The following is a 20,821-nucleotide window of genomic DNA, read 5'->3' on the forward strand; positions in this document are numbered from 1 at the left end:
GGCGATGAATCTTTTGTAAGCAGGCCGCTTCGTCAAGACTTGCTCTTTGTGCGGGATCTTTCTCGCAGGGGCTTCACTTGCTGCGGCCTGCATAGCTGAAAGCGACGCATGGGTGAAGACCGCGGACGCTCCCCGGTTCTGAGAACCGAGGCTACCTAAGAAGGGGGGAGGAACGTCGAACATTCAACGTCCAACGTCGAATTTTGAATGAGAGTGTATTAATAATTCAACGTCCAACGTTCAAAGTTGAACGTTGGACGTTCCCATTTTTGTGGCCTGTCTAACGCGGCCGCTTAAAAGCGGAACTCCGAACCTTAACGAACTATAGTCACTTCAGTCACAGCAACGTAAGACAGGCGGGGCGCCTGTCTTACTCTTTGAATCTACCCGATTTACTTGCGCCCGAAGATCATGCCGCGCCAATGATTGTAGGAGTGGCTGAAGCCACTGCGTAGGTCGTTGGCGATTAGGATCATGATCGGCAGCAACACCAATGTTATGCCGGTGGCGAAGACGACGCCGAAGCCGACGGATACGGCCATGGGCTTTAAGAATTGTGCCTGGGTCGATGTTTCTGCGAGTAGTGGGATTAAGCCTACAAAGGTGGTGAGCGTGGTGAGCAAGATGGCGCGGAAGCGCTCGCCGCCTGCGCGGATGATGCGCTCGGCGAGTGGGGTGTCGGGGGCTTCGATGCCTAAGTCGTCGAGGCGCGACATCAACACGAGTGAGTCGTTGACTACGATGCCGCTGAGCGCGAGGATGCCGAAGACGGATAGGATGCTGATCGGGATGCCGATCAGAAAGTGCCCGAGCAAGGCGCCGATGATACCGAAGGGAATCACGGACATGATGAATAGGGGCTTGGTGTAGGACTTGAGGGGCACCGCGATCAAAATGTAGATCATTAGGATCGAGAGTCCGAAGCCGCGCAGTAGGGATTGCACGGACTTGGCGCGTTGCTCGGCTTCGCCGTAGAGGTTGATACTGACGTTGGGGTGCTCTGCCAGGAAGGTGGGGAAGTAATCTTCGCCCAGTAGTGCCAGGACTTCTTCACTGGAGGTGACGGCCTTATCAATGTCTGCTTTGACGGAGACGATGCGGTTGTTGTCGAAGCGTTCGATGGAGGCGAGGGAGTCGCCGTATTGTGTGTCGGCGACGACGGAGAAGGGCACGGCGCTGCCGTCGTCGGTGCGGATGCGCATGTCGCGCAGTGTTTCTAACTGGCTGCGTTCTTCGATCGGGTAGCGGACCATGACCTTAACTTCGTCGCGACCGCGTTGCACGCGTTGGGCTTCGGTGCCGTAGAAGGCGCTGCGCACGTTGTTGGCCAGTAGTTGCTTGTTGTAGCCTGCGGCTTGACCGGCGGGCGTGAGCTGCACTTGTATCTCGGGACGTCCGGAGTCGAAGGTGTCTTGGATGTCATGGATTCCTGGATACGTAGCGACTTTGGCTTTCATGGCCTCTGCGGCGACTTGTAGGTCGTCCAGTGACTGACTGGCGAGTTGTATTTCGAGGCCTTGCCCGGGGCCGCGGGTGCCGGAGATTGTGAGTGCTTTGGCGCCGGAGATGGGCGGAATTTTGGAACGCCATGCTTTAACAATGTCGCCGGTGGTGATGGTGCGGGTCTCGGATGTGGTGAGCTCGGCCGCGATGGAGGCTGCGGTATTGGAGGAGGCGTTGACGGAGATGTGGCGGAGTAGGGTTTCGCCGGACTTACTTTCCAGCTCACGAATGGTTTGCTGCAGGGCGTCGGCGATCATGTTGGCATTCTCGTGCAGGTAATCCACTGGCAGGCCTTGCTCGAGTTCGAGGTTGGCCGAAATGGAATCGCGATAGATGTCGGGGAAGAAGACGAAGCGCAGCTTGCCCGACGGTAGTAGGCCGATGACTAGAATCAGCACGGCGATAAAAGCGGCCAAGGTGACGTAGCGATAGGGAATCATGGCGCGCATGGCCGGTTGATAGAGGCGCTGGACGAAATACTTGAGTCCGCGAGCGATTGCCTCTTGGAAGCGAGCCCAGCGACGACTGATGAAATTCTTCGGCTCGTGTTTGATCCGAATGTGGTTCAGGTGGGAGGGCAGTATGAGCTTGGATTCAACCAGTGAGAAGATGAGGCAGAGAATCACACCTGTGGCGATCTGGCCGAAAACATTGCCCATGCGGCCGGACACTTGAGTGAGCGGATAGAAGGCGGCTATGGTGGTGAGCACACCGAAGGTGGCGGGCGTGACGACCTTGGAGACCCCGCGCACGGTGGAGTGCAGGTCGTTTTTGTGATGTTCGCCCTTGGCTTCGTCCTCTTCTTTGGTGCTATAGATGGATTCGCCGATCACGATCGCGTCGTCGACGATGATCCCGAGCACGATAATAAAGGCGAAGGCGGTGAGCTGATTGAGCGAGATGTCGATCAGCGGAAAAGGGAAGGCGGCCAATGCGCCGGCGATCGAGATGGGAATGCCAAGCGCGACCCAGAAGGCGAGCCGTAGATTGAGAAAGAGGGCGAGAGAGATTAAGACCAAGAGCACGCCTAGGATGCCATTGTCGATGAGTAGCTTGAGACGGGAGCGGATGGACTCGGAGCCGTCTTGCCAGCTGCTGATTTGCACGCCTTCGGGCAGGCCATACACTTCGGCATAGCTGGCCACGAACTGAGTGGCTTCGTCGGCGGCTTTAATGATGTCGTTGTCACCCTCGGAAGTGATCGAGAGTCCGACGGAGGGCTGCCCGTTAAAGCGGCTCAGGTATTCTTGATCGACAAATCCGTCGCGAATTTCGGCGATGTCCCCGAGTAAAATGCGGGTGCCATCGGCTTCGGTGCGTAGTGGGATCTTGGCGAAGTCGGCTGCGACATAGGCCTGGTCGCGGGTGCGCACGGAGATGTCGCCACTGTCGCTGCGCACGACACCACCGGAGAGGTCGATGGAGTTGTTGGAGATCGCATCGGCGACTTCGTTGAAAGTGAGGTTGTAAGCGCGTAGTTGATTTTCGGATACTTCGACCGAGACTTCGTAATCGCGGGCACCGCTGGTTTCGACCAGAGTGATGTTTTTAAGTTTGAGTAGATCGTCGCGCAGGGTGCGGGCAGCTTCTTTGAGCACGCTTTCGGCAACATCGCCGTAGAGGTTGACCCGCAACACATCGTGCGAGCGTTGGTTTTCGGTGATGATGGGTTTCTCGGCTTGTTCGGGGAAACTGGAGATGGCGTCGACTTGAATTTTGACATCGTCCAGCAGTTTGGTGATCGAATAATCTTCGATCGCGTTTATGGTGACCTTGGCATTCGATTCGGTGGAGGTGCTACTGATGTGGTCGATGCCTTTGATGCCTTGCAAGGATTCTTCAATTTTGATCGCAACCCCGCGCTCGACATCTTCCGGAGTGCCTCCACGAAAGGGAACGCTGACTGTGACGCTTTCCGCGTCGAAGGAAGGGAAGGCTTCCTTGCGCACGCTGATGGCTGTGGAGATCCCCATGCCGAGGATAATCAGCATCAGGATGTTGGCGACGACGGTGTTGTCGCAAAACCACGCGATGATTGGATGTTTTTTGATGGGACTCATTTAGCGTGCTTTCGCGTGTGGTTGAACTTTTTGGCCGATGCGAAATGAATTCAACGGGCGAGTGGCGATCTTAAGTATGGAATCTTTGGATACGGCATCGATATGTAGAATGAGTTCGTCGCCGTCGGCCACCAGTCGGGTGACAGGCAATTGCTGCAGTGTATCATCGGCATCGACGATCCAGACAAAGCGGTCTTCGACCAGTGCGGTATTGGGCACGCGGAAGGCATCTTCAATGGTGCGGGCAGGGATGCGTGCGTCGACGAAGGAGCCGATCGGCAGGAAGGCCTGTGGATTGGCAAAGGGCTCGGCGATTTCGCCGATGACGTAAATGACTTGATTGTTGAGATCGACGCTGGGTTCCGTGCGAGTGATGGTAGCGGTCCATTGTGCGTTGGGCTGAGTGGCTGTGGTGAGTGTGGCCCGTAGGGGGGCTTTGTTGGCCGAGTCCGCAGAGGGGGTCTGCAAGTGGAGGCGTTGCACTTGGGTGGCCGTGAGTGGTAGTCGCACTTCGGCTTTTTCGGTGGCGATTAGGCTGCCGAGGGTGCTGCCGTTATTGACGATGTTACCCGGGCTGGCGCTGCGGTTTTGGATGATTGCATCAAAGGGAGCGCGAATTTTTGTGCGGTCGAGATCCAGCTGTGCTTTTTGCAGGCTGGCTTGAGCGGAGGCGACGCTGGCTTGGGCGGCGGCGAGTTGTGGTTGGCGCAGAGTGAGCTCGCTGGCGTCTTCCAGGGCGCGGCCGGACTCGGTCCAGTCTTGAGCGGCCAGGTCGGCGCGAATGCTCTCCTCGCTGAGTGCTTGTTGCATGCTGGCGAGGTTGGCCTCTTCTTGAGCGATTACGGCTTGATAGTCGGATGGATCAATTTCCACCAGTAGCTCGCCAGCCTGCACGAATTGACCTGCGTTGAAACTGGGGCTGATGTGTCGGATTTCGCCGCTGACTTGAGCGGAGAGTTGCGCTTCGAAGAAACTTTGTACGTTGCCGTAGGTGGTGATGTCAGGCGTGGTCGCTTGTGCTTGGACTTCCACATAGCTCACGCTGGGGATGATCGCGGGGGGCGTGACATTGGGCCGCTCGGGCTTGTTCTTAATCATGACCCAGATGATTAGCGTGGCCAGGATGAGGATCGCCGGTAGGAGGACGATATTGGAGATGCGTTGTAATGCGGTCATACGGAATGTTGCAGGCTGCTTGAGCGGTCGTTTGCTTGGGTGAGAGAGAGGATTCTTAGAAGCCTTTGCCCAAGGCGAGGGCGAGGCTGACGCGGTTGCTGAGTCGTAGATTGTGTAAGCTGATGGTTTGGGCTTCGGTGCTGAAGACACGGCGCTGCGCCTCGAGGAGATCCAGAATGTCGATCAGGCCGGATTCGTAATCGCGCAGGCTCTTGGCTTCGGCGCGGCGGGCGGCTGCCAGTGCTTCCAGGCGCGCCGTTTCTTCGCGTGCTAGGTAGGCTTCCGAGTTGAGCGCGTTTTCCACTTCGGTGAATGCATTAATGACAACGGCGCGGTAGTTCTGGTAAGCTTGCTCGGCGCGGGCATCGGCGGCTCCGACTTCCGCGCGGCGTTGACCTGCTTCGAAAATGGGGGCACTGATTTGTCCGGCGAGTGACCACACATCGAAGGCGCTACGTCCAAGGTCGGACAATGTATCGGAGCTGCGGCCGCCACTGGCGGTGAGTGTAAAAGAAGGAAACAGGTCCGCATAGGCGGCACGTGCCAGGGCATCCGCGGCGCGGATGTTTTGATAGGCGGCAATAATGTCGGGGCGTGCTAGCAGCAGCTCCGAAGGCAGGCCGCTGGGAATGCTGCGATCCAGCGCGGGCCAGTTCGTTGAAGCTGACAGTCTGGCGTCAGGGTATTGGCCGAGCAGAGCTTTCAGGGCGCGGGCGCTTTGGTCGCGAGCGTCTTTGCTGGATTCGTAGTCGGCGCGGGCGCTGGCGGCATCGGTATGCGCGAGCTCCACTTCAGTGATTGTGACGATGCCTTGTTCGTATCGGCGCTGCACCAGTTGGTGGGTGTCGGCAAAGCTGTCTCGCTCGCGCTCGGCCAGGTTCAGTTGTTTCTCCGCCGCGATCAAATTGAACCAGGCCTGCATGGTTTGGGCGGCCAGTGATTGGCGGGTGGCTTGGTAGTTCGCTTCGCTGGCAAATTGGTCCGCTTGGGCGGCGCGCGTTTGATTGCGAAGCTCGCCCCACAGATCGACCTCCCATTCCACATCCAAGCTGGCAGAAAAAGTATTGCTGGCAGCGCTTGAGTTGGAGCCGGCGCGACTGGCAGCGCCATTGCCGCTCAAAGAAGGAAACAGAGCCCCGCGGGATTTTTCAAAATTAAAGCCCGCTTCATCCATTTCTGAAGCCGCGATCAGCAAGTCCGGATTGTGAGCCCATGCTTGCTCGACCAGTTGCTTGAGCTGAGGGTCATCGAAAAGCTCCAGTAAAGAATCGACCAGTTCCAAGTCCGGATACTCGCTGGTGGCGTAGATCGGAGCAATGGCCAGCGCCTCATCGACTTGCTGCGCACGTTTTTCGGGAATGCTGACACAGCTGGTAAACAGCAGCGTAAAAGGAAGGCAAAAGTAGAATGTAGGTTTCACTGTGTAGTTGTCGATAAAAGTGCGCCGTCAGCGTTGGATCCGCTGACGGCGCCTAGGCTCGCAAAGTAAAGGAGCATTTTTGAGAATTCTTCAAACAATTGTTTGAATAAAATGGTAGTTTTTTCGGATTGCTTGTCTATTGAATCAGGCAAGAGAAAAGGCCCGAATGAAGACATCGTCAGATGCGGCGCATAGTTTCAGAATCTTTTATGTCGAAGTGTTTTTTTTGCCCGCAGGGCTCGTCGGCCCCGATCCAGAGGATCGAGGATACGTGGCCTCGGAACTTCGTTCCGGGGGGGAGGTTGTCGTTTATATTTGTCTTGTCTTAATGGCGTTAATTTTCTTATTTTGGGTTCATGTGGAATGAGCGCCGACTCCCCCGACTGCCAGCTGAGTTTTATCAGGGATCGGCGCATGTGATGTGGACCTATGTAGTTAAAGACCGGCGTCAGGGTTGGTTGGGGGATGCGTTTCATTCTCTGTTTCGAGAAACGCTTTTGCACACTTGTGCGAGGTATCATTTGGGCTGCGCGCGTTATGTGCTGATGCCGGATCACCTGCATTTGATTTGGGTGGGGGCTGCGGCTCGCAGTGATCAGCTGAAGGCGACTAAGTTTCTTCGGCGCTATTTACCTTTGGAGTGGGTGAAGCAGGCGCATGATCATGTGCTACGTGAGGAGGCACGTGAACGGAATGCGTTTGCAGATACGTGTAATTATTTGCGTCAGAACCCTGTGCGCGCGAAACTTGTTGAGTCCGCCCAAGATTGGGATTTCGCGGGCAGCATGGTGCCCGGCTTTCCGGATCTGAATGAGTGGGAGAGCGATTCCTTTTGGAAGTGCTTTTCAGCTTACCAAAAGTCGTTGCTGGACGAGACTTAAGAAGTCCAGCCGGCCCCGATCCAGAGGATCGAGGATACGTAGCTTCGGAACTTTGTTCCGGGGGGAGGGTGCTGCTGGTCTTCTCACTTCGCACTCTCGACTCCTCACTGGCCCGCAGGGCCCCCGGCCCCGATCCAGAGGATCGAGGATACGTAGCCTCGGAACTTCGTTCCGGGGAGGGCGTGGCTGGACTTCTCACTTCCTACTCTCTACTTCTTACTGGCCCGCAGGGCCCGCCAGCCCCGATCCTGAGGATCGAGGATACGTGGCCTCGGAACTTTGTTTCGGGGGGAGGGTGCGCGGTTCTTCCCACTTCCCACTCTCTACTCTCCACTGGCCCGCAGGGCCCCGGCTACGCGATCGTGAGTGCGGCGTCGGCGCGTTTGCGGAGGGTACGATAGGTGGTCTCGCACTTGGCTAGGGATTTGCCGTGGGCGGGCAGCATCTCTGTGAGTTTGTTCTGCCAGGCATCGGTTTGCATCTCTTGGGAGAAGCATTTTTCGAGCACTTCGACGATGATGGAAACAGAGGTGGAGGCGCCGGGTGAAGCGCCGAGCAGGGCGGCGATGCTGCCGTCTTGTGCGGCCACTACTTCGGTGCCAAATTCGAGTTTACCGGTGCTGTCAGGGCTTTTCTTAATGATCTGCACGCGCTGGCCCGCGGTGACCAGCATCCAGTCTTCTTCTTTGGCGGCGGGAAAGAATTCACGCAGGCCTTCGACGCGGTCGCTGTGCGATTTGCGGCATTCGTTGATCAAATATTGGGTGAGCGACATGTTGTCGCGACCGACGGCGAGCAGTGGCAAAATGTTGTCGAGCTTCACGGACTTGATCAGGTCGAGCATGGAGCCTTCTTTCAGGAATTTAGGTGAGAAGCCGGCATAGGGGCCAAAGAGTAGGGCTTTCTTACCATCGATCACGCGGGTGTCGAGGTGTGGGACCGACATGGGCGGCGCGCCGACAGCGGCTTTGCCATAAATCTTTGCGGCGTGCTGCTCGATGATGTCGTGGTTTTTGCAAACGAGAAATTGTCCGCTGACGGGGAAGCCGCCAAAGCCTTTGCCCTCGGGGATGCCGGACTTTTGCAGTAGGTGCAGCGAGCCACCGCCGGCACCAATGAAGGCGAACTTGGCGCGTAGCTTGCGTTTGCCTTCGCTCTTGCTGTCGATTTTTAGGCGCCAGCGGCCGTCTTTTCTTTGCTCGATGTCGGTGACGCGGGCCTGCATGGCGAGTTCGACGCCGTCGAGTGAAATGAGGTAGTCGATCAGTTGCTGCGTGAGTGCGCCAAAGTTGATGTCGGTGCCGGACTCGACTCGGGTGACGGCGATCGGCTCTGCATTGCTACGGCCTTGTCCCAGGAGTGGCGCCCATTCTGCGATGGTGGCTGGATCTTCGGTGAAGTCCATTTCGTTGAAGAGGTGTTGCTCGCTGAGGGCTTGGTAGCGCTGACGCAGGAATTCGATATCCTTTTCGCCATGCACGAAGCTCATGTGGGGCACGCGCTTGATAAATGCGCCGGGGTCCTTGATCACGCCTTGCTCGACCAAGTAGGCCCAGAAGTGTTTGGAGTGCTCGAATTGTTCGTTGATTTTGATCGCCTTGGAGACATCGACGCTGCCGTCGGCGTTCTGTGGCGTGTAGTTGAGCTCGCACAGCGCGGCGTGTCCGGTGCCGGCGTTGTTCCACGCATGTGAGCTTTCCAAGGCGACACGTGGGAGCGACTCGACGATTTGAATCGTGAAGTCGGGATTCATTTTCTTAAGCATGATGCCGAGTGTGGCGCTCATAATACCGCCGCCGATGAGGACGATATCTGGATTGTTAAGAATAGGGCCTGTGGAAGGTCGAACTGTGCGTGTGGTCATTGGTATAGTGTGGCGTTATAGAGCAAAGGAGGTGCCGATCTGGTAGGTGCACGTATTCTCCCGCGTTCTAATGCGCGCCGACTAAAGTAGCGATGGCGCACAGATCAAACCCATACTGTATTTTTTACTTAAAACCACTTAAAATGGGGACTGATTTATTGGCTGATCTCCTGGAGCAGGTCGTGGATGGATTCTCTTACGTGATAGACGGCCAGGAATTGCTGCGCGGTTGTGGGATCGTTGAGCGGGAAGCTGCCGGAGCGGATCTGCGGTTGTGCGCGTGCGCTGACTTGCACTGGATGTGTGCTTGTGAGTTGAGCGGCCCACTGCTTGAAATCTCGACTGCCGGTCTTGCGCAATTGGGAGCGAGTCATGATCTGAAAGTAGCCGACGGAGCGCGGCGCGTTGTGCGACTCCAGTTCTAGGGCGACCCGGCCCATGGTGAAGCGTGGGTTGATTTCGACTACACTTTTGATTTGTAGTTGTCCGCTGTGATCACGGAAAAGCAGTGCGTCGACTCCGATGGGCCCACGAAATTGTGCGGCGTGCAGCGCAGCTTCCAATTTGTGAGCGAGGCTTGTTTCGAAGTGGTGGAAGACGCGGGGGCGGCCTTGCTCGGGTTCTCGTTGCATGAGGAAACGAACGAGTTTGGGGGCGAGCCCTTTGCACAAGGCATTGGTCAATATGCCCTGAAATTGTCCGCGCGGGTTGTTGACCATGCGAGCGTAGCCGATGTGCTTGAGGCCCTCGGCGCTCATTTCGTATTGCACGGAGAAGTCGAAAACACGCTCTAGCCAGGGCTCGACCACAACACTGCTTTGCTGTTGCCAGGCTGTCTCCAGCCATTTGCACAGCTCGGGGGAGAGCGCTTCGTCGGCCAGTAGGCAGCGGTTGCCGTGGGCGGCGGTGGCGAAGGGGACTTTGAAAACGATGTGCGGGTAGCCCCCTTCGGCGAAGTGTTTACGGGCGGCTGTTAACTCTTCGAAGTTGTGAACTGCGTGGCCATAGATGGAGTCCGGGGCGACCCAATCGAGCGCGTGGTGATCGGCAGCGAAGGTCTGGCCCCACTGTGCGCTCCAGGCCTTGGAGTAGAGCGCGCGTAGCGACTCGTTCCACAGTGCATCGTGGGCACGCGGGCGGGCGACGTGCGGCAGGCAGTGCTCAAAAAAAGCCCGACTGTCGGGGCTCCATGCCCAGGGGCGCAGCTCGCCGAGCTTGCGTTTGAGGTCGGGCGCGCGTTCGCCACCGCCGTCGGCGGAGCGTGCGGATACATGGATTTCCGGCAGGTGGAAGCCGTAGTCTTGAATGCGACGCAGAAATTCAGCGCTGGGGGGCTGTGTCATGATCAGCACATCATCCTGACGTGAGAGGTAAGCCGGCAGAAAGGCCAGATCACTTTGTAACTGCTGGCTGACCTTCGGGTGGGCAACCACACGATTGCTCGCCGCGCATTGCTCGGCCTGTGGGTTGAACCACAAAACATTAGGCGTGCGGCCGCGCGATTGTTGGAAAATTTTCAAGTCCTGGATGAAGCCCTGATCCAAGCCAGCTTCGAGGCGCCCGGCGGCATTGAAGTCGTTGCCCTTGGCACGTGCGGGAGAGAGCGGAAAGACGAGGCGTTCGCGATACGCCTCCCAATCGGTCTTGCCGGAGGCCTTCCAGTGGCGGAACCATTTTAGTCCGAAGCCTACGTGCTCGATTTCATCCTGGTAGATTTTGTTTAAAATTTTGGCGGTGCCCGAGTCGCCGACGGTATTGAACACTTTGCCATATTCGCGGGAGTAATCGAGGTTGGCCTGTTCAAAGGTGAGTGAGAGGCGGGTAACATAATCCAGCGGATCTTCCATCGAGGAGACACTCTTCCAGAAGTAATCGTTGAGGGGCAGTTCGCCAAACTCGACGCCGCATTGTTCCATGCGGTGCATGTAGAGGCGGGTGTGGATCTGTTCGTCCTTGAGGGTTTCCAGTAGGCCGCGTCGGAAGCTAGCGGGCGCATCGGGAAACTTCAAAATCGCCAGTGCCATCAGTTCGGTGGCCAGTAGCTCGTGATTTCCGAAAAAATGCAGTAATTTGCCCCGCTCTTTTTCGTCCACCAGTTTTGCCTGACTCGGATGCTTGGCGCGCACGCCGTCGTCGCGCAGCAATAGATGTTGGGGACGCGTGAGCTGACGCGGGGTGACGATCGGATCGCCAGGGCGGGTGTCGATAATCTCTTCGCGCGGAAAGCTGAGCTTTGCCTCGATGCTGGTTCCGAAGAGGACCTGTTCCGCAAATTCCTGAAGTTGTATCGCCATCGCTCGATTTATAGCGGCTCAAATTCTTTGTCAGCTGCGATGTAGAGCGGATCCCATTGATGCAGCAGCGTATATCGGTATTTTCGACAGTCAGAAAAGTTGCAGATGTTGTGCATATAAGCGCCTATTTTGCGAAAATTTGTATTTCGTCCGCCGAGTCAGTGTTTCGCAATACTATTTCTGAGTGGGCTCGGTTCGATTAAAGTTGAAGAAATTAGGCAAAGCGTTGAACTGTCGGTCATATGATTATCGATGAATCAGGCGTGCTCCCCATTGTGGTCTTTGAGAATGGTGGTGAATGGTCTGAGGTTTTGAAGGTAGCTGCTCCGCATTTGGATAAAAGAGGGCTGGCTAAGTTTGAACAGGCGTTTGGCGGGGCAGTGAAGACGGTTCTAGTGGAACGGCATTACATTGATAAGGACTACCGTGATACGTTCTCGAACTACCATTCAAAGCGTTTTCAAACGCCGAATTCGCGTTGTAATCGTCTTCACTTTTTTAATGAAGTGCTCGATAAGGCGGCATTGGTAGATGTCGAGCGAATGCAGCGCAGTTATTTAGGGTATTCGGTTATTCGCCCGACTCGGCCAAATTGTGTCGGACGAACTTTAATCTGCCCTGTTGATTCACGAGTGGGCGAAGCTCATATCCGAACCTGTGCTGAGGAAATTCACTTGCTCGGTGTTTCGCTAGAGGTTCATGGCTTTCCGTTTATTAGTCAAGATGCAGATGTTACGGTATGTGCGCAGTCGGCTCTTTGGACGGTTCTTCGTTATTTCAGTAATCGATACTCTCGGTATGGGGAAATTCATCCATTCCAGATCGGACAATTAACAAAAGATTACTCGATTGGGCGCATGTATCCGTCCGATGGCTTGACGATGTGGCAAATGGCAGAAGCACTTCGTCAGCATAGCTTTGAGCCATTAATATATTCGAGAGATCAGCATAAGGATCAGTTTGAGCACCTACTATATACCTATATCGAGTCGGGGATTCCTTGTCTTGTGGGGGTGCCGCAACACGTCATTTCAGCTTTTGGTCATTTTTCTAATATTGATTCGCTGCTAATCGCGGATGATAAACGCCTGCATTATTCGTCTGAGTTTAATCAAGGCTTTGTGATCAGCGACGATAATACCTTTCCTTATCAGCCTCTACGCCAAGGGGGTGCATTGTCGGCAAACGACTCTAGATTTGAGTTTAGTCAAATTGATAGTTTTATCGCCCCTTTGCCGGATAAGGTTTATTTGAGCCCAGAAGGATTTCGAAAAGCGGCCGAACTATCGCTGGCAAAGTTTATTAGCGAATCTCCTACCCTGCAGAATGAAACGCTGATGCTCCGCATCTTTTTAACGACTGGCACCTCTTTTAAGGGGCGAATCTTGGAGCGAGGCATGGGGCATTCCTCTGTGGCAGAGGTTTATCGTTATTTGCCGATGCCACATTTTATTTGGGTCTGTGAACTCTCGACGCCGGGATTGTTTGAGCAGCGCAAGGTGCTGGGCGAAATTATTTGGGATGCTACGAGGAATGGATATGAAACTTCTGGCTTGGTTGCTTGTCACTTGCCTGAGAAGCTGATTTTTGACTTAGGCTCGTCGCTGAACGGTGCAGAAAATCTCATTAAATCGGACTTGCAAAAATTTACCCCCTATGCTCTCTACGTGAGCAATTTAAGCCAAATCAACTAAAGGAAACCTTATGACTGACATGGTTATCGTCCCAGATCTTGCAGGCGAGTTCGTCCCTGCTTTTGACTCCGAAGAAGAGTACGCCCAGTTTCGTGAAGAGTTTTCTGAGGAAATGCAGGAGGTTCTTTTGGAGCAAAGCCGTGCGCGGGCGCGTAGTGAGGAAGAAATTCGTCGTAAGCGAGTGTTTTAATGCTAAAATTATTAAAGCAATCCGTCGCGGCGCAGTAGGGCGTCGGGATCGGGGGCGCGGTGCATGAAGTCCTTGTAGAGTTGGGCGGGGTCCTCGGAGTTGCCCTTGGCTAGGATTTTGCTGCGGAAGTCGCGGCCAGTTTCGCCGTTGAGGATGCCTTCTTGCTGGAAGCGGGTGAAGGCGTCGGCGTCTAGAACTTCCGCCCACTTGTAGCTGTAGTAGCCGGCCGCATACCCCGTCGGACTGCTGAAGAGGTGGCTGAAGTTGAAGACATTGCTCTTGGGCTTGGTCTTGTATTCCGCGCTGTAGCCGGTGAGCACGTTTTCGACGAAGGCGTCGAGGTCTTCCTTGGCGGATTCTGGCCAGTGGATGTGGAGCTCCAAGTCCATCTTGCCAAAGGCGAGCTGACGCACGTTGGCGCTGGCTTTCATGTAGTTGCGCGCGGCCAGCATCTTGTCGAAGAGTTCCTCCGGGATCGGCTCGCCTGTTTCGTAGTGACGAGCGAAAAGGTCGAGGCTCTCGCGCTCCCAGCACCAGTTTTCCATGATCTGTGAGGGTAATTCCACAAAGTCCCATGGCACGTTGACACCATTGAGTGATTTGACTTCGACTTCGCCGCAAAGGTGATGCAGCAGGTGGCCGAATTCGTGGAAGATGGTTTCGACTTCGCGGTGAGTGAGCAGTGCGGGCTTGTCGCCGACGGCGGGAGTGAGGTTACCGCAGATCAGGCCGAGGTGCGGCGTGCGTGGGCCCACAGAACTGTCGCGGTTGCCGGTGAGCAGGTAATTCATCCATGCCCCGCCGCGCTTGGACTCGCGCGGGTGCCAGTCGGCGTAGAAAGAGCCGAGTTGTTCGTCAGTCTCCGAGTCGAAAAGATCGTAGAATTTAACTTCGGGGTGCCATGTCTGCGGCTCCTCCGGAGCCGAACCTTGGGTTGAACATTGAACATCGAACGTTGAACGCTGAACGTCGAGTGTGGGTTCTTCCTTATTCGATGTTCGATGTTGGGCGTTCGATGTTCGACGTTCCTCAATGCGCAGCCCAAAGATTTGTTGTGCGATCTGGTACATCCCGCTGATGACGCGATCGATCGGGAAGTAGGGGCGCAGAGCTTCTTCGTCGAAGGCGTAGTTGGCCTTGCGCTGCTTTTCGGCCCAGTAGCCGACTTCCCAGGGCTGAAGAAGTGGGGAGTCGGAATTGGGAAGTGGGGAGTTTAGAGATGCTTTGAATTGGCGTAGTTGCTCGGCTTCTTGTTCGAATTGTTTGCGGACTTTTTGGAAGATTTCGTCGCCGAAGCTGAGTGCGGCTTTCCCGGAGGCAGCCATGCGGCGCTCGGTGACATGGTCGGCGAAATTTGCCTGACCGACGAGTTGGGCAAATTCGTGGCGTAGGTCGAGGATTTGGCGGACCAGTTCGCGGTTGTCGTGTTCGCCTTCGCGGCCAATGGCGGCGTAGGCCTGCCAGACCTCCTTGCGCAGGGCATCGCTATCCGCGTAGGTCATGACAGGGATGTAGCTGGGCGCCTGTAGCGTGAAGCGCCAGCCTTCTTTGCCCTTTTGCTCGGCGCTTTGGCGGGCGGCATCCAGTGCGGATTCCGGCAGACCCGAAAGTTGTTCCTTGTCGGTGACAATTTTCTCCCAGGCGTTGGTGGCATCCAGGCAGTTTTCCGAATATTTCTGAGTGAGCTTGGCGAGTTCGCTTTGGATTTCTCCGGCACGCTTCTTTTGTTCGGGCGGCAGGTCGGCGCCCGCCTCGCGAAAATCGGCGAGTGTCTCTTGAATGTAGCGTCGCTTGGTGGGGCTGAGTGTTTCGCTTTGTGTGCCGTAGGCTTTGAGGGTGGCCCAGAGTGCTTCGTTGAGCGGGATGCTGGCAAAGAACTCGCTGACCTTGGGGAGCATCTTGTTATGAGCTTCGCGTAGTTCCGGGCTGTTGGCGACGGAGTCGAGGTGGCTGACCAGGCCCCAGGCATGGTTGAGTGTTTCAAGGCCGTCGTCGAGTGCGGCGATAGTGTTGGCGTATGTTAGTGGAGCGGTCTGTTGGGCGACGGCATCAACGGCGGCCTGGGCTTCGTTGAGTGCTTTAGTGATGTCGGCCTCGATGTGCGAGGGGGTGAGCGTGGACCACTTGATGTGGAAGTCGTTTTGCAGGAAGGGATGCATGAGAATTAGGAATTAAGAATTAGGAATTAGGAAATGGGAAAGTGGAAATGGGAAATTTTGGGTAGATTCTGGATGAGCAAAGCGATTGTGGGCAAATCGACAACTGGGAAACTGAATGAGTTGCAAAGAAGTGAGAGAGTTTCCAGCTTTGAAGTATGGCACGTTATCGATCCTTTTTGTTCCCTGAAGCTTCTGTGGAGTCCAATTTATTAACATTGGACGCGCGGGAGAGTCATCATTTGGTACGGGTTTTTCGGGCGAAGGTGGGCGAGACGGTGGAGGTTTTGGATGGTCGTGGCACGCGTCATAGGGGGCGCATTGCGGCTGCAGATGCCAAAGCGGTGCGAATTGAAGTGGACGAGATTGTGCGCGATGCGCTGCCGATGCCGCGTGTGACTTTGCTGCAGTCGATTCCCAAGGGGAAGACGATGGACCTCATCTTGCGCATGGCGACTGAGATCGGCGCTGCGCGGGTGCAGCCGGTTTTTACGCATCAGGGCGATGTGCAGATCAAGGGGGAACGCCTGCTCTCCAAAGTGGAGAAGTGGCGGGTGACGATGATCGAGTCCTGTAAGCAATGTGGCTTGGGCTATCTACCCGATTTGGCGGCGCCGACTTCTTTGGTCGATTGGTTGCGAGAGCATCCAGCAAAAACGGGGACTTTACGAGTGGTCGCTAGCTTGGAGGACGGGAGTCGGCCTCTGCGCGAGGTATTGGACGCGGCTGGGGCGCTGCAAGAAGTGGTGGTGGCAGTGGGGCCCGAGGGGGATTTCACAGCTGAGGAGTATGCCGCTTTAGCTGAGGCAGGCTTTGTTCCCGTGCGCCTCGGGCAAAATGTGCTGCGGGCGGAGACTGCGGCGGCCTATATTTTGAGTGTGGTGGATCAGTGTGTGGCCGGAGGTGCTGACTTAGGTCAGCTCGAAGCCTAAGAGGGTGATGTCGTCTTGTTGATTCGGGCTTTCGGTGTATAGAACAACATCGTCGTAGAGTGTGTGTAAGGCTTCGTCGATTGGTTTGCTTGAAAGCTTTGTCAGTCGCTTGATTACGCGTTGCATGCCAAACTCTTCACCTGCGGGGTTAGAGGATTCTACGATGCCGTCGGTAAATGCATAGAAGCGGTCGCCAGTGTGGAGTTCCAGTGCTTTGGAGCGGGAGGCGGTGGTGCCGGGGATGCCCATTACTGTGCCATTTGGAAGGTTGATTAGCTCGATTGCATTTTCTTTTTTACGGTAAATGAGCACTTGCTTGTGTCCTGCATGAGAGAGGATGAGCTTGCGGCTGCCGTCTTCTTGTCGAGCGCTAAAGTGTCCGGCCAGACCTGTGACGAAGCCACTGTTGATACGCCCAGTGACGCCTTCGTTCACGGAGTTTAGAAAATCGCGCGGATTATCGTTGTAGACTTCAGCACTGTGTGCGGTCAGGTACTTGATCAATACTGTATAGAAGGCTGCAGTGACGCCATGCCCGCAGACGTCGCCCATGAAAAATAGTAGGCAATTTTTGGGATTGCGTGGGAAGTTAATGATATCGCCACCGACCATAGTCATGGGTTTCCACAGATGGGCGATGTTGACATTTTTGATATGTGGCACGCGTCCGGGGATCATGACGCTTTGCACTTTCATCGCGCTCTCGTAGTCGGAGAGCATAATTTTATTTTGTTCCCGCAGGCGTTGTTCGCTGTCGGCCAATTTCTCTTGAGCGATGGTTTCTGCGGTGACGTCGCGTGAAATGCCAATGATGCCGGCGAGTTTTCCGGAGCTGAGGTAGAGGGGGGCTTTGGTGGAAGAGACCCAGGTTGTGTTGCGGTCTTCCCAGGTTTCTTTTTCGACTTTGTTGATGATCGATTTTCCTGTGCGCAGGATTTCCTGTTCGTCGTCGAAGGCTTGTTGTGCGTGCTCGTGCGTGAAGAGGTCGAAGTCGGTCATGCCCTCCAGATCGTGTCTGTTTTTGAAGCCATGCATGTCTGCGAGTGCCTGACTGGCAGCAATAAAGCGGCTTTTTTTGTCCTTGATGTAGATGCGATCAGCGGTCTGCTCCATCAGGCTCTCAAATAAACGCTTCGCAGAGGCGCGAAGGAGCATGGAATTGCCGTCAGGTTCGATCTTAGCCGTTTTCTTCATTAGGGTGAATAACTTAGTTTTTTTCTAGGTGGATGGCAAACCTAGAGCTGCGGATTCAAAATGTTTTTATGGGGCAACTGTTGATCTGAAATGGAGCCGATATTCCTATGATCGTAGGCGTATTTCGATCAGTGGATTCGCTGAGAGTAGGCGGTCGATTTCGGCCTGTGGGAAATCTTTTTTGAGATGCAGTTCCCGTAGATTGGGGAGGCTGTGGAGCGGGGATAGATCGCTGCTTGGGATGTCGATGATTAACAGCGTCTCTAAGTGCCTTTGTTTGGCCAATGGGGTGAGGTCGTTAACTTTTGTGTAGGAGATATCGAGGTAGCTCAGCTTATTGGTCATGGGTAAGCTCTCGATGCTTTCGATGGGCGTGCGGCTGATGTTGAGCCTTGTTAGTTGAGGGAGTCGTCCGATCACTTGGAGATTGTCGACTTGTGACCCTGCTGCATCGATATCTTCCAGACTATAGCATTGAGCGAGCGGGCTAAGGTCCGCGATGGGGGTGCGGCTGATGAAGAGTCTCCGCAGGAAAAGGGTGCCCTCTAGTGCTGACAATGAGCTGACTTTCGTCGCGCGAATGTTCAGGTGGTCGAGGTATTTGAGCCCCTTTAGCCCTGAGAGGTCGTCCAGTGCGCTACAGCTCTGGGCGCTCATGTATTCGAGAAACGTATTGTTACGAGCGAAGTTCAAATTCGTGATTTCGGTGCAGTAAGCTACCTCGAGGTGGCGGAGGCTACTCAAAGCTGCCAAGGGTGTCAGGGCTTTGTCGGTCGCTTGCGGGTTGGTTGAAACGTCGAGATATTCGATCCATTTGAGCTGCCCAATCGGGGCATAGGAATCGAAGCTGTTGTCGCGGCTATTGATTTCTAGCAACTGCAGACGAGGTGTGCCACTGAGGAAGTCTAGCGTCTCGACAGAGGAATTGGTCAACTCTAGGCGTGTCAGCCGTGAGCATTTCACCAGGGCGGATGCATCTTTGATCGTGGTATTGCTTAGGCTGAGCACCTGTAGTTTCGAGCACTTGGCCAAGGGGAGTAGGCTGAAGGGGGTGTCCTTTTTGAATCCAGCATCCCTGGCATCAAAGGCGGCTAAGTGTGGGAGATCCGCTAAAGGCGCGAACGAGGTGATTTGGTCGTTGCGAAAGTTGATCGTGAGGTCAACGACAGTATCCAGTTTAGTCAGAGACTGTAAGGTTGAGTCGTCTGCAGATTTGCTCAGCGTGATCTCTTGGTGGGGCCAACTTTGTAGTGATTGGATTGCCTGAATCTCTGTAGTCGAGAGTGGCGCCTCTATTTCGATTTTGGACTTAGTTATTTTGTTGGCGGCCGATAGTCCGGTGGCATGGGCGAGCAGTAATACGAGAGTCAGTGAGATTCTATATGCTTGGAAGTTTTGCATATTGTTCAGTTGCTTGGCTTAGAGTCGGCAAGGTTGTTCGATGAATTGCCATTCGAGTTGAAATTTGAAGGCGACCTCGGCAGCAAGTGCTTTGACGCCGAACACTTCGGTGGCGTAGTGGCCACAGGGGTATAGGTTGAGGCCGAGCTCTTGTGCCATGTTGAAGTGATGTTGGCGCAATTCGCCCGTGATGAGGGTGTCGATGCCGTTGGCTAGCAGGTGAGGGACGGCGCTCTGGCCGCTGCCAGTCAGGATGCCGATGCGTTTGGGCTTTTCACTGCCATATTCGATGGCGTGGTAGGTGTCTGGAAAGAGGGCTTGTAACTTCTTGGCGATTTCTGCACGGCCTCCCATGGGGCCGAGGGCGACTGTTGCCATGTCGTTGCCTTCATAATTGAGGAAGGTGTCGATTTTTTTGAGGCCGAGCTCTTTAGCGAGTAGAGCGTTGTTGCCGATTTCCGGGTGGCAGTCGAGTGGCAGGTGGGCGCCGTATACGGCGAGATTACCGTCGAAGGCGGTCTTGATCTTGCGCGCGTTGCCACCTGTGAGCGGTGTCGGCGGTGTCCAGAATAGGCCGTGGTGGCAGATTAGGAAGTCGATGCCTTCGGCGATCGCGGATTGGAAAGGGCGTTCGCCGGCATCGACTGCGGCACCGATCTTTTTGACGGTGCCATCGTTCTCGATCTGGAGGCCGTTGTAGGCGCCGTCGAAGTCTTTCACTTCGCTGCGGCGGGTGCGTTGATCACAAAAGGCGACGATATCATGTAGCTTGGCCATAGCAGCAGAGTGGAGCGTATCGAGTGGAGAGTGAAGAGTTTTTTAACTTCTAACTTTGATCTTCTAAGTTCTAACTTCAAAAAACATGTCTGACTACGAAACACGATTTGGCGCGATTGGGCGCTTGTATGGCACTGCTGGCTTGGCTCGCATTCGCGGGGCGCATGTATGCGTGATTGGTCTCGGGGGCGTGGGCTCTTGGGTGGTGGAGGCGCTGGCGCGTTCGGGAATCGGTGCGCTGACGCTGGTCGACATGGATGAGGTGTGCCTGAGTAATGTGAACCGGCAGGTGCACGCGCTGGACGGGGCGGTGGGGCGGAGTAAGGCCTCCGTGCTGGCCGAGCGTGTCGGGCAGATCTCGCCAGAGTGTGCGGTGACGGTGGAGGAGGTGTTTTTTAGCGAGAGCACGGCCGATCGATTATTGGAGCCGACTTATGATTACATCATCGATGCAATCGATAGCACGCGGCATAAATGTTTTTTGATTGCCGAAGCGCGCAAGCGCGGGCTCAAGCTGATCACATGTGGCGGAGCGGGCGGTTGTATCGACCCAAGCCGAGTGCGTATCTGTGATTTGGCGCGCACGATTAATGATCCACTCTTGCTGCAGGTGCGTAAGCGTCTGCGTCAGCAATATGGCTTTCCTAAGTATAAACGTCAGAAGTTTAAGGTCGATTGTGTGTATTCGGACGAATTGCCAGTCTTTCCGCTGTCGGATGGTTCGGTGAGTTGCGAGCGTGAGGCGGGAGAAGATTATCGTCTAAATTGCGATACCGGTTTTGGCTCGGCAACGTATTTAACTGGTACTGTGGGCTTCTTTTTAGCAGCTGAGGTGATTAAGCGCATCGCTATGACGTAATTATTTTCTGTGTGGCATTTGTGAAAAAAGTTTGAAGCTTGGTTTGTTATATTGGAATGCTTGTCAGTATCTGTAATTATGATCTATATTAGCACTGGCTGACTCGGCCGTTTGGATGATGGATAACCCAAAAGTTGTAATCTGGTCGCATAGCGACCATCGGGCAGATTTTTATGAGCTGCCTACGGATGGCGCTGCGATGCATGTGGCCTTGGGCTGGTTGTTGCAGCACTATGCAGAGGTCAAGTTGTGGATGGGGGTGGAGACCTCGGAAGGTGCCGAGCTTTATTTGACGGGTGTGCCTGCTCAAGCGGCTTTGGTCGAGCAGTTGAGAGTCTATGAAGAGGAGCCCTCCATATTTGAAGAAATCACTGGAATCTCGGCTGCTTGTGTGAATGAGTAGCCTGCGCCTAGTCTGTG

General features: G+C 55.0%; 15 protein-coding genes. 6 read left to right on the plus strand and 9 right to left on the minus strand.

Annotation, left to right across the window (positions count from 1 at the left end; translation table 11 throughout):
- Positions 1-392: 392 nt before the first annotated feature.
- Genes SH580_RS12940 through SH580_RS12950 form a run of 3 tightly spaced genes read right to left on the minus strand, consistent with a single transcriptional unit; the run spans position 393 to position 6,159 of the window.
- The gene (locus SH580_RS12940) at positions 393-3,563 is read right to left on the minus strand and encodes an efflux RND transporter permease subunit (protein ID WP_319831276.1); all 3,171 of its coding nucleotides are present in this window, start codon (positions 3,561-3,563) and stop codon (positions 393-395) included.
- The gene (locus tag SH580_RS12945; RefSeq protein ID WP_308985860.1) at positions 3,564-4,739 is read right to left on the minus strand and encodes an efflux RND transporter periplasmic adaptor subunit; all 1,176 of its coding nucleotides are present in this window, start codon (positions 4,737-4,739) and stop codon (positions 3,564-3,566) included.
- A gap of 55 nt (positions 4,740-4,794) precedes the next feature.
- Positions 4,795-6,159: an efflux transporter outer membrane subunit gene (locus SH580_RS12950; RefSeq protein ID WP_319831277.1), complete on the minus strand. Its 1,365-nt coding sequence runs from the start codon at positions 6,157-6,159 to the stop codon at positions 4,795-4,797.
- 356 nt (positions 6,160-6,515) lie between these two features.
- Between SH580_RS12950 and SH580_RS12955 the strand changes: the two genes are divergently transcribed.
- Positions 6,516-7,040, plus strand: a complete 525-nt coding sequence (locus tag SH580_RS12955) for a hypothetical protein (RefSeq protein WP_319831278.1) — start codon at positions 6,516-6,518, stop codon at positions 7,038-7,040.
- 352 nt (positions 7,041-7,392) lie between these two features.
- Here the strand turns inward: SH580_RS12955 and mqo are convergent, their stop codons facing one another.
- The gene (gene mqo / locus SH580_RS12960) at positions 7,393-8,904 is read right to left on the minus strand and encodes a malate dehydrogenase (quinone) (protein ID WP_319831279.1); all 1,512 of its coding nucleotides are present in this window, start codon (positions 8,902-8,904) and stop codon (positions 7,393-7,395) included.
- A gap of 155 nt (positions 8,905-9,059) precedes the next feature.
- Complete coding sequence (locus SH580_RS12965) at positions 9,060-11,198, minus strand: DUF455 family protein (RefSeq protein ID WP_319831280.1); 2,139 nt, start codon at positions 11,196-11,198, stop codon at positions 9,060-9,062.
- A gap of 242 nt (positions 11,199-11,440) precedes the next feature.
- Between SH580_RS12965 and SH580_RS12970 the strand changes: the two genes are divergently transcribed.
- Together SH580_RS12970 and SH580_RS12975 are read left to right on the plus strand one after the other, a co-directional pair.
- Entirely contained in the window at positions 11,441-12,892 is a 1,452-nt protein-coding gene (locus SH580_RS12970) for a hypothetical protein (RefSeq protein WP_319831281.1), read from the plus strand.
- Positions 12,893-12,902: 10 nt separating this feature from the next.
- Positions 12,903-13,082, plus strand: a complete 180-nt coding sequence (locus SH580_RS12975) for a hypothetical protein (RefSeq protein ID WP_319831282.1) — start codon at positions 12,903-12,905, stop codon at positions 13,080-13,082.
- Between the two features lie 11 nt (positions 13,083-13,093).
- Here SH580_RS12975 and SH580_RS12980 read toward each other — a convergent pair whose 3' ends face one another.
- Positions 13,094-15,241 carry a M3 family metallopeptidase gene (locus SH580_RS12980; RefSeq protein ID WP_319831283.1) on the minus strand — a complete coding sequence of 716 codons (2,148 nt, stop codon included), beginning with the start codon at positions 15,239-15,241 and terminating at the stop codon, positions 13,094-13,096.
- Between the two features lie 155 nt (positions 15,242-15,396).
- Here SH580_RS12980 and SH580_RS12985 point away from each other — a divergent pair, with 155 nt between their 5' ends.
- The gene (locus SH580_RS12985; RefSeq protein WP_319831284.1) at positions 15,397-16,170 is read left to right on the plus strand and encodes an RsmE family RNA methyltransferase; all 774 of its coding nucleotides are present in this window, start codon (positions 15,397-15,399) and stop codon (positions 16,168-16,170) included.
- Here the strand turns inward: SH580_RS12985 and SH580_RS12990 are convergent.
- From SH580_RS12990 to SH580_RS13000, 3 genes are all read right to left on the minus strand, one after another.
- A complete protein-coding gene (locus tag SH580_RS12990) occupies positions 16,150-17,364 on the minus strand; it encodes a SpoIIE family protein phosphatase (protein ID WP_319831285.1) in 1,215 nt (404 codons plus the stop codon). The two genes, SH580_RS12985 and SH580_RS12990, sit on opposite strands and share 21 nt — an antisense overlap.
- A 105-nt stretch (positions 17,365-17,469) precedes the next feature.
- Positions 17,470-18,765: a leucine-rich repeat domain-containing protein gene (locus SH580_RS12995; protein ID WP_319831286.1), complete on the minus strand. Its 1,296-nt coding sequence runs from the start codon at positions 18,763-18,765 to the stop codon at positions 17,470-17,472.
- An 18-nt stretch (positions 18,766-18,783) separates the two neighbouring features.
- Positions 18,784-19,542 carry a Nif3-like dinuclear metal center hexameric protein gene (locus SH580_RS13000; protein ID WP_319831287.1) on the minus strand — a complete coding sequence of 253 codons (759 nt, stop codon included), beginning with the start codon at positions 19,540-19,542 and terminating at the stop codon, positions 18,784-18,786.
- 85 nt (positions 19,543-19,627) lie between these two features.
- On the opposite strand from SH580_RS13000, the gene SH580_RS13005 reads away from it, so the two are divergent.
- Both SH580_RS13005 and SH580_RS13010 read left to right on the plus strand, forming a co-directional pair.
- Positions 19,628-20,401 (plus strand): tRNA threonylcarbamoyladenosine dehydratase, encoded by a 774-nt coding sequence (locus tag SH580_RS13005; protein ID WP_319831288.1) that lies wholly within the window; start codon positions 19,628-19,630, stop codon positions 20,399-20,401.
- A gap of 115 nt (positions 20,402-20,516) precedes the next feature.
- The gene (locus SH580_RS13010) at positions 20,517-20,804 is read left to right on the plus strand and encodes a hypothetical protein (protein WP_319831289.1); all 288 of its coding nucleotides are present in this window, start codon (positions 20,517-20,519) and stop codon (positions 20,802-20,804) included.
- The last annotated feature ends 17 nt before the right edge of the window (positions 20,805-20,821 follow it).

Origin of the sequence: Coraliomargarita algicola (genome assembly GCF_033878955.1) — a bacterium.
Lineage (GTDB): Bacteria > Verrucomicrobiota > Verrucomicrobiia > Opitutales > Coraliomargaritaceae > Thalassobacterium > Thalassobacterium algicola.

Excerpts from the sequence above, each read along its gene's own strand:
- mqo (WP_319831279.1), bottom strand. The coding sequence starts at position 8,904 with ATGACCACACGCACAGTTCGACCTTCCACAGGCCCTATTCTTAACAAT.
- SH580_RS12990 (WP_319831285.1), bottom strand. The coding sequence starts at position 17,364 with ATGAAGAAAACGGCTAAGATCGAACCTGACGGCAATTCCATGCTCCTT.
- SH580_RS12995 (WP_319831286.1), bottom strand. The coding sequence starts at position 18,765 with ATGCAAAACTTCCAAGCATATAGAATCTCACTGACTCTCGTATTACTG.
- SH580_RS12955 (WP_319831278.1), top strand. The coding sequence starts at position 6,516 with ATGTGGAATGAGCGCCGACTCCCCCGACTGCCAGCTGAGTTTTATCAG.
- SH580_RS13010 (WP_319831289.1), top strand. The coding sequence starts at position 20,517 with ATGATGGATAACCCAAAAGTTGTAATCTGGTCGCATAGCGACCATCGG.
- SH580_RS13000 (WP_319831287.1), bottom strand. The coding sequence starts at position 19,542 with ATGGCCAAGCTACATGATATCGTCGCCTTTTGTGATCAACGCACCCGC.
- SH580_RS12975 (WP_319831282.1), top strand. The coding sequence starts at position 12,903 with ATGACTGACATGGTTATCGTCCCAGATCTTGCAGGCGAGTTCGTCCCT.
- SH580_RS12970 (WP_319831281.1), top strand. The coding sequence starts at position 11,441 with ATGATTATCGATGAATCAGGCGTGCTCCCCATTGTGGTCTTTGAGAAT.
- SH580_RS12980 (WP_319831283.1), bottom strand. The coding sequence starts at position 15,241 with ATGCATCCCTTCCTGCAAAACGACTTCCACATCAAGTGGTCCACGCTC.
- SH580_RS12965 (WP_319831280.1), bottom strand. The coding sequence starts at position 11,198 with ATGGCGATACAACTTCAGGAATTTGCGGAACAGGTCCTCTTCGGAACC.
- SH580_RS13005 (WP_319831288.1), top strand. The coding sequence starts at position 19,628 with ATGTCTGACTACGAAACACGATTTGGCGCGATTGGGCGCTTGTATGGC.
- SH580_RS12985 (WP_319831284.1), top strand. The coding sequence starts at position 15,397 with ATGGCACGTTATCGATCCTTTTTGTTCCCTGAAGCTTCTGTGGAGTCC.
- SH580_RS12945 (WP_308985860.1), bottom strand. The coding sequence starts at position 4,739 with ATGACCGCATTACAACGCATCTCCAATATCGTCCTCCTACCGGCGATC.
- SH580_RS12940 (WP_319831276.1), bottom strand. The coding sequence starts at position 3,563 with ATGAGTCCCATCAAAAAACATCCAATCATCGCGTGGTTTTGCGACAAC.